General features: G+C 63.0%; 11 protein-coding genes. 7 read left to right on the top strand and 4 right to left on the bottom strand.

Going from position 1 to position 12,156, the window contains the following annotated elements:
* Nucleotides 1–38 precede the first annotated feature (38 nt).
* Nucleotides 39–899, bottom strand: coding sequence for a LysR family transcriptional regulator (locus tag CCR95_RS13930; protein ID WP_201095391.1), 861 nt, complete (start codon nucleotides 897–899; stop codon nucleotides 39–41).
* Nucleotides 900–1,078: 179 nt separating this feature from the next.
* Between CCR95_RS13930 and CCR95_RS13925 the strand changes: the two genes are divergently transcribed.
* Together CCR95_RS13925 and CCR95_RS13920 are read left to right on the top strand one after the other, a co-directional pair.
* Nucleotides 1,079–1,720: a TusE/DsrC/DsvC family sulfur relay protein gene (locus tag CCR95_RS13925; RefSeq protein ID WP_201095389.1), complete on the top strand. Its 642-nt coding sequence runs from the start codon at nucleotides 1,079–1,081 to the stop codon at nucleotides 1,718–1,720.
* A gap of 138 nt (nucleotides 1,721–1,858) precedes the next feature.
* Nucleotides 1,859–3,019, top strand: a complete 1,161-nt coding sequence (locus CCR95_RS13920) for an NnrS family protein (protein WP_201095387.1) — start codon at nucleotides 1,859–1,861, stop codon at nucleotides 3,017–3,019.
* A gap of 74 nt (nucleotides 3,020–3,093) precedes the next feature.
* On the opposite strand, the gene CCR95_RS13915 is transcribed toward CCR95_RS13920, so the two are convergent.
* Nucleotides 3,094–4,281, bottom strand: a complete 1,188-nt coding sequence (locus CCR95_RS13915) for an HDOD domain-containing protein (RefSeq protein WP_242523245.1) — start codon at nucleotides 4,279–4,281, stop codon at nucleotides 3,094–3,096.
* An 85-nt stretch (nucleotides 4,282–4,366) separates the two neighbouring features.
* A complete protein-coding gene (locus CCR95_RS13910) occupies nucleotides 4,367–6,001 on the bottom strand; it encodes a sensor histidine kinase (RefSeq protein ID WP_201095384.1) in 1,635 nt (544 codons plus the stop codon).
* 220 nt (nucleotides 6,002–6,221) lie between these two features.
* Here CCR95_RS13910 and sucC point away from each other — a divergent pair, with 220 nt between their 5' ends.
* From sucC to CCR95_RS13885, 5 genes are all read left to right on the top strand, one after another.
* Nucleotides 6,222–7,418 (top strand): ADP-forming succinate--CoA ligase subunit beta, encoded by a 1,197-nt coding sequence (sucC, locus tag CCR95_RS13905; RefSeq protein WP_201095382.1) that lies wholly within the window; start codon nucleotides 6,222–6,224, stop codon nucleotides 7,416–7,418.
* Nucleotides 7,415–8,287 (top strand): succinate--CoA ligase subunit alpha, encoded by an 873-nt coding sequence (gene sucD, locus CCR95_RS13900; RefSeq protein WP_201095381.1) that lies wholly within the window; start codon nucleotides 7,415–7,417, stop codon nucleotides 8,285–8,287. Before sucC ends, sucD begins: the two co-directional genes overlap by 4 nt.
* Nucleotides 8,288–8,368: 81 nt before the next feature.
* Entirely contained in the window at nucleotides 8,369–8,881 is a 513-nt protein-coding gene (locus CCR95_RS13895; RefSeq protein WP_201095379.1) for a DUF29 domain-containing protein, read from the top strand.
* A gap of 54 nt (nucleotides 8,882–8,935) precedes the next feature.
* Nucleotides 8,936–10,519 (top strand): NAD+ synthase, encoded by a 1,584-nt coding sequence (locus tag CCR95_RS13890; protein ID WP_242523244.1) that lies wholly within the window; start codon nucleotides 8,936–8,938, stop codon nucleotides 10,517–10,519.
* Nucleotides 10,520–10,609: 90 nt separating this feature from the next.
* On the top strand, nucleotides 10,610–10,948 hold the full coding sequence (locus CCR95_RS13885; RefSeq protein WP_014779636.1) for a P-II family nitrogen regulator: 339 nt from the start codon (nucleotides 10,610–10,612) through the stop codon (nucleotides 10,946–10,948).
* Nucleotides 10,949–11,292: 344 nt separating this feature from the next.
* On the opposite strand, the gene CCR95_RS13880 is transcribed toward CCR95_RS13885, so the two are convergent.
* The gene (locus CCR95_RS13880; protein ID WP_201095375.1) at nucleotides 11,293–12,120 is read right to left on the bottom strand and encodes an outer membrane protein assembly factor BamD; all 828 of its coding nucleotides are present in this window, start codon (nucleotides 12,118–12,120) and stop codon (nucleotides 11,293–11,295) included.
* Nucleotides 12,121–12,156: the final 36 nt, after the last annotated feature.

Genomic DNA, 12,156 nt, shown 5'->3' with positions numbered 1-12,156 from the left:
GGGTTGGAGTGAGTGGTGGGACGGCGGGGCGATTCGATTCAGACGGATCCCGTCGCCGCCCCCTCGTCCACCAGCGCGCGCAGGTTGGCGAGCGCGGTGGTGAGTTCGCTGGAGTCGCGGTCGCTCGGATAGACCACGTAGGCCGGCAGGGTCAGGGTCGGCGCCCCCGCGACCCGATGCAGACAGCCGCCGCGCAGATAGCTGGCGGCGACCCGCTCGGGGACGAAGCAGGTGCCGCCATTGGCGAGGATCAACTGCAAACCGAGCCAGCCGATGTTGGCGGTCTGGGCGGGCCGTTCCAGGTCCGGATAGACCTTGCGGTGCTGGGCGTAGAAGGTCGGCCCCCAGTCGACATAGATATAGCCGTCGTCCGGCGCGCCCTGCTCGGGGTCGCCGCCGACCAGGATCAGGGTCTCGTCGAACAGATGCTCGACCTGGATGCCCGCGCCCTGCTGGGGGCTGTACATCAGGGCCAGATCCATGGTGCCGGCGATGATGCGGCGCATCAGATCCTCCTCGAAGCCGATCTCGGTATTGAGCGAGATGTCCGGCGCCGCCGCACGCATCCGCCCGGCCCAGCGCGGGAGGAAGTCGTCCCACAGCGCGATGCGCGCGCCGATCGTCAGGCTGGCGCGAAAGCGGCTCGGCAGACCGACATCGTGACGCGCCTGCTCGAAGGTGAGCAGCAGGGTCTTGGCGTGGCGCAGAAAGCGCTGGCCGGCCGGGGTGAGGCTGGCGCCCGAGCGGTTGCGCACGAACAGCCGCGCGCCCAGCCCCTGCTCCAGGTTCTGGATGCGCGCGCTCACGGTGGATTGCGTGACATGCACGCGATTGGCGGCCTCCAGGAAACTGCCGTGGGCGGCGACCGCGAGAAAGGTCTTGATCTGGTCGATGTCCATGTTGGGTGCTCAAGCGTCACTGGCAACTATCGAAATTTCCGATACCAAAGACCGAATCATTTCGTTTTTCTTTGGTCATGCTCGCCACTAAGCTTAACTCATCACAGTCAGTGTGGATTCGGTTCGGGCCGCCTGGCGGCGTCGATCCACCGGATGTCGTAACCGTCGGAGAGCAGACGATGATCGCAGTCAGAATTTCCATGAAGGCTACCCATGAGCCACTTAAGCGGACCCCCGTCGTTCTGCGCCTGGACGCGGACGGTACCGAGACCGCGCCGGTGCTGACCGATCGCGCGGGCCTGGCCAGCTTCGATCTGCCGCCGACCAGCGGCAAGATCCTGGTCTCCGGGGTGGAGCGCTTCGAGGGCCGGCTCGACGGCGAGATCCCGATCGAACTCTGGTCGATCACCCAGTCCGAGCGGGACTCGCGCGGACTCCCCGGCGAATTCCCGAGCGGCAGCAATGCCTACCCGAGCATGACGACCCGCGCGGTTCGGGTTGGCGAGCGCGCGATCCTGACCGATAGCGAGGGCTATCTGGTCGATCCCTCCGACTGGTCGGAGGACTTCGCGCGCGCCTTGGCCGCACAGGAGGGGCTGACGCTGAACGCCGAGCATTGGGAGGTGATTCGCTATCTGCGTGCCCGCTTTGCCCGACAGGGTACCCAGGCGACGGTGCGCGACATGATTTCCCACTTCCGTCAGGTCTGGGGCCGCGAGCGCGGCAGCAACCGCTATCTGCATCAGATCTTTCCGCGCGGCGGACCGCAGAAGCAGGGCAATCGGCTGGCGGGGCTGCTGCGGACCAAGGGCGAACATTGAATCCGCCGTCAGCCGTCAGCTTTCAGCCACCAGCAAGCGCCTAGCCGATGGCGCTTGACCGGCATCAAGGTGGGCGGTTCTCGCGACGGCTAACGTCCGCGCAAGCCTCGCTTTAGTCGCCAACTGGCCCCGACGCACATGACCCTCACCGCCATCCCCGTCTTCGCGCTTGGGTTCCGTCCCTTCTTTCTCGCCGCCGGTCTGTCAGCGATTCTCTCCGTCGCCGTCTGGCTGGCGATCCTGAGCGGGTTTTGGCCCCAGCCGAGCCATCTCGCCGGCACCGCTTGGCACGCCCACGAGCTGCTCTTCGGCTATCTCGCGGCCGTGCTGGCGGGCTTTCTGCTCACCGCCGCGCGTAACTGGACCGGGATGCCGACCGCGACCGGCGCCCGACTCGCCGCACTGGTCGGACTCTGGCTGGCCGGGCGGCTCGCGCCCTGGCTCGGGCTGCCGCCCTGGCTGGTCGTCCTGCTCGATCTCGCCTTTTTCCCGGCGCTGGCGCTCGCGCTCTGGCGCCCGCTCTGGCATGGCCCCAATCCGGTCAATCGAGTTTTTTTAGTGGTCTTTGCCGGTATGACCCTGGCCGGTGCGATGGTGCATCTGGATGCGCTCGGTCTGCTCGCTGGAGGCGCGACGCGCGGGCATCGTCTGATGCTGGATCTGGTGCTGGCGATCCTGCTGCTGGTCTCGGGGCGGGTGATGCCCTTCTTCATCAAGAGCGGCATCGACGGCGCGCGGCCGCGGGTGTTTCCGATCCTGGAGCGGCTGACCTTCGGCGTGGCGGCCGGTTTGCTGATCCTCGACCTCATCCAACCCTTCGGCCTACTCGCGGGCGTGTTGGCGATCGCCCTGGGTCTGCTGCAACTGGCGCGTCTGCTCGGCTGGCATGATCGGCGGATCTGGACCACGCCCATGCTGACGGTGCTCTACGTGGGTCTGCTTTGGCTCGCGCTCGGCCTGATCCTGGATGGACTGCCGGCCTTTACCGCCTTGACGCCGCGCGGCGCATTGCATGCCCTGACGGTCGGCGCGCTCGGGGTGGTGACGCTGGGGATGATGTCGCGAGTCTCGGTGGGGCATACCGGTCGGGCGATGCAGGCGGCGCCGCTGACGTTGGTCGCCTTCGTCCTGATCAATCTCGCGGCGGCGTTGCGCGGTTTAGCGCCACTGCTTGCTCCCGCCGGCTATCAGGCTTGGCTGATGGCCGGCGGTCTGTGTTGGATCCTCGCCTTCGGGCTGTTTCTCTGGGTGCATGCCCCGATGCTGCTGAGTCCGCGGCCGGATGGCAAAGCGGGTTGACGCGGCGAGAAGCCTGTCTCACCCATCGCGTTTGCGGACAGCTCGGCGGCGGGGATGATGAGGCCGACTTTAGCCTACCGCAAGGATAATTGACCATAACAGGGATCGGCTGTGGCCGCCGCCAGATCGATCTCCGCCGGCACCCGGCGATGCTCTTGCAGAACGCTGATCTTGCTATAGCGATCGCTCAAGGACAGGATTTTTCCAAGAGGAGACATCGCCTCGTTGCCGTCGCGCGCTGTCTGCTCGCCAATCGCCAGGGTCACGGCCTCGGGAAATCTCCATTCTTCCACGATACGATGGGAGAAGCATGTCGCGGAATCGATGAATCGACGATAAAAATCCCAGGTGCGTGGGATGCCTTCCTCTTTCGTACTGAGCAATTGGTCCATCAGGTGCAGTCCGACCATCATCCCAACATTGGAAACGAGCCCGGCAAGATACGCCGAAAACGCATCCTCTTTCCGTTGGTCGGCCAGACAACGGCAGACGATGGCGCATTTCTCTGACTGACTCCAAATCCGCGAACCAGCGAGTCTGGTCATTGAGCCTGAGCGCAGATTCAAGATGGGGTAGAACGCCACCCTGGCGATCAACTGACGCAAACCGTTCTGGCCCACCAGCACGACCGCCTGTTCGATACTCGCGATTTTATGGCTTCTTCGATAATAAGGACTGTTCGCCAGGCGAATCACTTCGCCGACCAGCACGGGGTCTCTTGAAATTTGGTGCGCCAACTGCGCACCTGTCATTTTCTCGTCTTTCAGACTCTGCATGAGCTGGGGAATCACGGTCGGCAGGCGTGGTATTAAATGCGCGCTGGCGGTTTGTCCCGTGGCCATCTGGGCAAAGGAGTCGAGTGCATGCGTCTCGGATTCATTCATGGGCTGCTCGATGAATGCATCGAGATCCAACAACCATTGGAAGTAACAATGGTCGAGATCGACAGCGGACCACTGGACATCGGCGGCCTCCTCCTCTCTTTCCTCCCTTTCCTCCGTCAACGGAATCCGCACGACTTTTTCGGTCGTTGGCTGGGCGATGGGTTGACGTCGTTTGCGACCAAAGAAGATGGCTCGCCAATTTTTTAAAAAATGCAATGGAGTCTTCTCGTTGGGTTGATCCGCAAGAACCGGCCGACACTGACCGGCAACGATCTTCACTGTATCCAATGCGGCGGATACGCGTCCACCTGTGGTCCAGGATGATTTCATCGCTCTGTTCTCGAACGATTCCGCGCCGGGATTGACAATAGTATCCATGCTCGGCGCACTCAATTCATCTTCGCTTTGTTCCGTTCGCAACGCTGGGGCAACGATCTTGGCGCCCCGGTTGGGCTTGGCCGAATCAGCCGGAAAACACCAGCCTGAAGCAACTGCCGTGAGGCGCGACCGCTTGATAGGTCAGCCGAATCCCATTGCTTTCGGCGAGTTCTCGCGCGATGTAAAGTCCGAGTCCGGTTCCCTTGGCGATTGTCGTATAGAAGGGATCGAAGATCGCGTTGACGGTCGCCTCCGCGATGCCCGGCCCCGTGTCGATGACCTCGATCAGCGCCTCGTTGAGATCATCGGTCCGGTCGGCCCGGATCAGGATGCGCGGCGGCTGATCGGCCTGCCTGCCATGGATGAGCGCGTTTTCGCACAGATTGGCGAGTATCTGATGCAGGTGACGCGGGTCCGCCTCGACGCGGATGTCGTCAGCGTCGCACTGGAGCTGGAGCGCGCTGGGGTGCAATTCATGGCGTTCGCGGAACTCGCTGGAGAACTCGTCGAGCCAGGCGGACAACGCGATCGGGGAAGGTTCTCGCTGATTGCGGCGGGAGAGCTGCAGAACGCTGTGCACGGTTTCTTCGATACGTGCGCCGTTGCGGCGGATGATCTCGAGCAGGTGCCGGTCATCGTCGGTCAGCCCCGGACTTTCGGTCAATAATTGACTGGCATGGGTCATGGCGCTCAAGGGGTTACGAATATTGTGCGCGATGCTGGCGGTCAGGGTTCCGAGCGAGGCGAGCTTGATCTGCTGGGCCTCCCTGGCGACCTCCTGATTGTCGCGCAAATAGATGATGACGCCACTGGCGCGGTATTCGCCCAGCAGCTTGAGCGAAACGCGAATCTCTCGGTTGCCAATCTGGATCAGCCGCCCATTGGGCGGCGAGGGCTGGACCTGCAACGCCAGCCATTCGCCCAACTCGGGCGAGAGGTCGGACAGTGCCGCTTCGGTGTTGAACCGCCGGGTGCCGAGCAGATCCAGTGCTGCCTGATTGAACAGGCGCAGGTGGCGTTCGCCGTCGGCCACCAGGATGCCGGTGCCGATGCTCTGGATGATAAAGTCATTCAGCTTGGAGAGGTCGTCGATGTCGACCTTGCGTCGGGCCGCCAGGGCTTCCGCCGAACGCACGCGCCGATACAGCACATGCGACATCAGCGCGACCATGAAAAACAACAGACCCAGCAGACCCGCCTGCGTGAAGGAGGTGGCATGAGCCTTGTCCAGCATGGCCGCATAGATTTGTTGGGTCATCACGGCCAGTGAGGCGAGCGCGGCGAACAGGAGCGACAGGCGGCCTTCCATCATCAGCGCGGCGGCGGCGACGGCGACGGCGAGCAGGATGCCAAGTCCGCTGGCGATGCCCCCCGCGGCATGCATCAGGGAGGTATAGGCAAGGATATCGACGAAAATGCCGAGCTGGACCTGCTGGATCCGGTACGGCCAGCGGTTGAGCAGACCCAGTCCGCCGAGCAGAACGAGCGGCATGTAAACGACCAGGATCGACCAGACGAATGGGGTGTCGATGTCGCTATTTGCGGGATCCCTGACCGACAGCGAAAACACCAGGGCCAGGCCGAGTAAAATCAAGAATCGGAGGAGAAACAGCCAGCGTAATGCGCCCCATGTCGGATAGCGCGCATCGTCATTGCTCGGGCCTTTCAGCTGATCGCCTGACGCATCGGATCGTTCCGAGTGTCCATTGTCGTCGGTCATCTTCGACATCCTGCTCCACGCGATGAAAAGCGTCCGGTATGGCATGCGTCGTTTGTGCGTCGGCTCAGCCTTGGGTGAATCGCCGAGCGCCGTCGCTGACATGAAATAACGCATTTCACTCTGGACGCGGTTTGGATCAGAATTGCGCGAACCCCGCCATCGGGATGGGATTCGTCTCTGAATCTACTCTATTCATTCCGACCGTGACTGCGAGCATTCGATGAATTTACACGAATACCAAGCAAAGCAGCTCTTTCAGCGCTATCGAATCCCGGTGCCCAGGGGTATTGTCGCGTCCACGCCGGAAGCGGTCCAGGCGGCCTGCGCCGAACTCGGTGGCGTGCGCTGGGTCGTCAAGGCGCAGGTGCATGCGGGCGGACGCGGCAAGGCCGGCGGCGTAATCCTGGCCGATTCGGACGAACAGGTCGCCGGCGCGGCACGCCGTCTGCTTGGCCGTCGTCTGGTCACCCACCAGAGCGGCCCGGAGGGCTTGCCCGTCGGCTGCCTGCTGGTGGAGCAACCCACCGCGATCGCCCGCGAACTCTATCTGAGCCTGCTGGTGGATCGCGCCTCGGAGCAACTGCTGTTCATGGCCTCCGCGTCCGGGGGCATGGAGATCGAGGCGGTGGCCGTCGCGACGCCCGACAAGATCCTGTTGACACGGGTCCATCCGGCCACTGGCCTGCAACCTTTTCATGCGCGCCGGCTCGGCTTCGGGCTCGATCTGGAAGGATCGCAGATCAAGGCGCTGGCGGTCCTGATGGATGGGATCTATCGGCTCGCCATCGAGTGCGACGCCAGTCAGGTGGAAATCAACCCACTGGTGGTCACCGATACGGGCGATCTGGTCGCGCTGGATGCCAAGATCAATCTCGACGACAACGCGCTCTATCGTCATCCCGACCTGGAGGCATTGCGCGACCTCACCCAGGAGGATGCCCGCGAGGCGGAGGCGAAAGTGCACGAACTCAATTACATCAGCCTCGACGGCAATATCGGCTGTATGGTCAATGGCGCCGGACTGGCGATGGCGACCATGGATCTGGTGAAACTGCACGGCGGCGCGCCGGCCAATTTTCTCGACGTGGGCGGCGGCGCCACGGCGGACCGGGTGGCCGAGGCGTTCAAGCTCATCCTCTCCGACCCCAAGGTGACGGCGGTGCTGGTCAATATCTTCGGCGGTATCGTGCGGTGCGATCTGATCGCCGAGGGCATCATGCAGGCGGTGCGCGAGGTGGATGTCGATGTCCCCGTCGTGGTGCGGCTGGAAGGCACCAATGCGCCCCAGGGGCTGCGGATGCTCGCCGACAGCGATCTGGCCGTCGTGACCGCCAGCAGTCTGAGCGAGGCGGCGGACAAGGTGGTCACGGCCGCGGGCCGCGCCACGAGAACAGACCTGCGGGAGGGCGCGCAATGAGCGTCCTCATTGACGCTGGGACACGCCTGATTTGTCAGGGTTTCACGGGCAAACAGGGAACCTTTCATAGCGAACAGGCCATCGCCTACGGCACCAACCTGGTCGGCGGGGTCACGCCCGGCAAGGGCGGTCAACGCCATCTCGACCGCCCCGTGTTCGACACCGTGCATGCCGCGGTCCGCGAAACGGGCGCTGACGCCACCATGATCTATGTGCCAGCGCCCTATGCGGCGGACGCCATTCTGGAGGCGGCGGACGCGGGCATTCGGGTCATCGTCTGTATCACCGAGGGGATTCCGGTGCTCGACATGCTGCGCGTCAAGGCGGCGTTGGCGAACAGCGAGTCAGTCCTGATCGGTCCCAATTGTCCGGGCGTCATCACCCCAGGCGCCTGCAAGATCGGCATCATGCCCGGCTCGATCCATCGACCAGGGCGGATCGGGATCGTCTCGCGCTCGGGCACCCTGACCTACGAAGCGGTCTTTCAGACCACCCAGGCGGGCCTGGGTCAGAGCACCTGTATCGGGATCGGCGGCGATCCCATTCAGGGGTTGAATTTTGTCGATTGTCTGATGCTGTTCGAGGCGGATTCCGGGACCGATGGGGTGATCCTGGTCGGCGAAATCGGCGGCGGCGCGGAAGAGGCGGCGGCGGCGTTCATTCAAACTCGGATGACCAAGCCGGTGGCGGCCTATATCGCCGGCGTCACCGCGCCTGCCGGCAAGCGCATGGGGCATGCCGGGGCCATCGTCACCGGCGGCCAGGGCACTGCCGAGGGCAAATTTGCCGCGCTGGAGGCCGCCGGCGTCGCGACCGTGCGCTCGCCGGCGTCGATGGGGGCGCGGATGGCGGAGTTGCTGGAGGCTTGACCCATTCGGCGGGCGATAGAGTTTGATGAGTCTGTTTAGGCTTTTCCGCGAATCCATCTCCATCTCGATCAGGAAACGGCGATGACAGAGAACCTGACCTATGACACCGATTTCCATGCCTGGGCCATGCATAACGCCCGGTTGCTGCGCGCCGGTCAGATCGATCAGGTGGACGCCCGGCATCTTGCCGAGGAACTGGAAGGCATGAGTGCCAGCGAACGCCGGGAACTCCTGAACCGTTTGCAGGTATTGCTCCTACATCTTCTGAAACATCAATACCAACCTGAACGGCGTGGCCGAAGCTGGCTGCTGACCATCGTTCGTCAACGGACGGCCATCGAACGCCTGCTGGAACAATCGCCCAGCCTGAAAGCGCGTCTGGATAACGAGACCCTCGCCAAGGTCTATGGCAAGGCGATGCGCGAGGTGGTGATTGAAACCGATCTGGAGCCACATCTTTTCCCGATCGGGTGCCCCTATCTTCTCGAACAGATCCTGGACGAAGATTGGCTACCTGAGTCGGTTTACCCATCTGCCATGGAACGACCAAACGGGCTTGCATTCGTGGTGATCGATGGCGACTCTTTTGATTGAGACCATTTAGCTTCGGAGCGAACCACCTTGGCTTGTCGTATCCAGATCGCACAGATGAATCCGTTGGTTGGCGATGTCGCCGGCAACGCCGCGCGCATCGTCGCCGAGTCCGCGCGGGCGCGCGCCGAGGGCGCGGATCTGCTGGTCTTCCCCGAACTCGCGCTGACCGGCTATCCGCCGGAGGATCTCCTGCTACGCCCGGAGTTCCTGCACCGGGTCGAAACGGCGCTGGAACGCATCCGCGCGGAGGCGACTGGCATCACACTGGTGCTGGGCTATCCGCTTCAGGCGGTGGGCGGACTTTTCAACGTGGCCGGGGTGCTGCGCGAGGGCGAGGTGATCGCCGAATACGCCAAGCAGCATCTGCCCAATTACAGCGTCTTCGACGAGAAGCGCTATTTTCAGCCGGGCGCGACGCCGACGGTGTTCGAGCATCGCGGTCTGCGGATCGGGCTGAGTGTCTGCGAGGATATCTGGCACGCCGGACCCACGCGCCAGGCGGCCGAGGCCGGCGCCCAAATCCTGCTCAATCTCAATGCCTCGCCCTTTCATGCCGGCAAGAGCGAGGACCGCGAGGCGCTGGTGGCGCGTCGGGCGAGCGATCACGGATTGACGATCCTCTACGCGAATCTGGTGGGCGGGCAGGATGAACTGGTATTCGACGGGGCCTCCTTCGTGGCGGATCGCGCCGGGCGGATCGTCGCGCGCGCGCCGGGTTTCGCGGAGTCGGTGCTGACCGTCGACTTCGATGACGCCGGGACGACCGTCGCGACGAGTCCCGCGGCCATGGGACCGCCGCCCGACGAAGAGGCGGCCATCTATGACGCGCTGGTACTCGGGGTGCGCGATTATGTGCGCAAGAACGGTTTCAGCGGGGCGGTGCTTGGCCTGTCCGGCGGGATCGATTCGGCGCTAACCCTGACGATCGCGGTGGATGCGCTGGGGCCGGATCGGGTCGAGGCGGTTCTGATGCCCTCGCGCTATACCGCTGACATGAGCAATGAGGATGCGCTCGAAGAGGCCCACCTGCTGGGTGTGGCGACGCAAATCATCCCGATCGAGCCGGCCTTCCGAACCTTTTTGGACATGCTGGAACCGGCCTTTGCCGGACAGCCGGCGGATGTCACGGAGGAAAACATCCAGGCGCGCTGTCGCGGGGTCATTCTGATGGCGATCAGCAACAAGACCGGACGTATCCTGCTGACGACCGGCAACAAAAGCGAGATGGCGGTGGGTTATGCCACGCTCTATGGCGACATGGCGGGTGGGTTCGCACCGATCAAGGATGTGCCCAAGATGCTGGTCTATCGACTGGCGCGCTACCGTAACACGCGCTCGGCGGCGATTCCGGAGCGCGTGCTGACGCGGCCGCCCTCGGCGGAATTGCGACCCGATCAGACCGACCAGGATAGCCTTCCTTCTTACGAGGTTTTGGACGCGATCCTGCGCCTCTATATCGAACTGGACGAGGGCGTCGAGGCGATCGTCAGCCAAGGCTATCCGGCTGAAGTGGTGCGCCGGGTGGCGCGACTCGTGGATCGCAACGAATATAAACGGCGGCAGTCGCCTCCTGGGGTCCGCATCTCGGAGCGGGCGTTCGGACGCGATCGCCGGTATCCGATCACCAGCGGCTTCTGAGCGGCCGCGCGCCCGTGGCGCTGTTCATCGTTCGGTCGTGAACCTATACTTCCGAACTTCAATCCGCCGCGCCCCTCAACGGAGATTCTCATGAAAAAGGTCGAAGCCATCATCAAACCCTTCAAGCTGGACGATGTCCGCGAGGCACTGTCCGCCGCCGGCATCACGGGCATGACCGCGATCGAGGTCAAGGGTTTTGGGCGCCAAAAGGGCCACACCGAACTTTATCGTGGCGCCGAGTATGTGGTTGATTTTCTGCCGAAGGTCAAAATCGAGCTGGTGCTTGCCGACGAGCAGGTCGAGGGTTGCATCAACGCCATCACTGCGGCCGCCCGCACCGGCAAGATCGGCGACGGCAAGATCTTCGTCTCCGAGGTCACGCGGGTCGTGCGGATTCGCACCGGCGAGGAAGACGAGGCCGCCATTTAGACCGCGTCCGTCATGGTCCGCGTCGTTTTCAGTGATCAGCCAGTTTGGCATTTTCCGGGCGGCGTCAGCGTCGACTCGGTTTCGGTCGTTGTCTGAAAACAATCTACCTGCGGACAGGCCGTTTCGATGCCTTAGGCAGGGGTACAAACGTTGCTGACCCTGCCAGACGGACGTGGTCAAGTGCGCTGCTCAAATTCCGAGACTGGGACATCCTCGTTGTCGTTGTCGTTGTCGTTGTCGTTGTCGTTGTCGTTGTCGTAATCGAATATTCGCCATGTCGAGACCGCGATGACGACAACGACAACGACAGCCCGAGACGGTCTTGGGACTTTCGCACAGTTTCACTAGCCTTCGTCGAGCTTGAGGTATTCCCATAGCTTGCGGGCCAGATCGACCTCGCCAGGCTCTGGCTCGTCGGACACGAAACGCCCGGCCTGACGATTCAGATCCAGCACCCGTTTGGCGTCGGCGGCCAGCTCCGGCTTGTCCAGCGCGCGGTAGGCGTCGATCAGCACCTCCAGCGCATCCTCGACGGCACTGGTGCGTTGAAAACGCTCGATGACATGGTTGGCGCGATTGGCCGCGGCCAGATAGGCGCCGCGACGCATGTAATAACGGGCGACATTCACTTCATGTCTGGCGAGGTTGTTGCGTAGATAGAGCATGCGCTGACGCGCGTCTTCCGCGTACTTGCTGTCCGGAAACTGCTCGACCAGCGCGGAAAAATCCGTGAAGGCGTCGAGCGCCGAGCCAGGATCGCGCTGGGAGGCATCCGTCGGGATGTAGCGATCCAGGAAACCCACGCTGCGGTTGTAGTTGACGATGCCTTTCAGATAGTAGGCATAGTCGACGAACGGATTCTGCGGATAGAGCTTGATGAATCGATCGGCGGCGGCGATGGCCTTCTCCGGCTCCTCCGCGCGATAGTGCGCATAGGCCACGTCGAGCTGGGCCTGCATGGCGTAACGCCCGAAGGGATAGCGCGACTCCAGCTTTTCGTAAAGTTCGACGGCGCGCGTGTAATTGCTGGAATCGAGTTCGGAGGCCGCCTCCGCATAGAGCTTCGCGGCGCTCCAGCCCTCGGTTGGGTCGATTTCCTTGCCGAAGATTCCACAGCCGGCAAGCGCGACAACGAGCAACAGCAAGGGCAGTCGTGTTAACGTTCGAGGCATGACTCAAGGACACCTGTTTCAAATCATCCGCAGTAT

This window comes from Thiocystis minor (genome assembly GCF_016653465.1).
Taxonomy (GTDB): Bacteria; Pseudomonadota; Gammaproteobacteria; order Chromatiales; family Chromatiaceae; genus Chromatium; species Chromatium minus.
The sequence above is the reverse complement of the archived record's forward strand: the minus strand, read 5'-3'. Positions and strand labels throughout refer to the sequence as shown.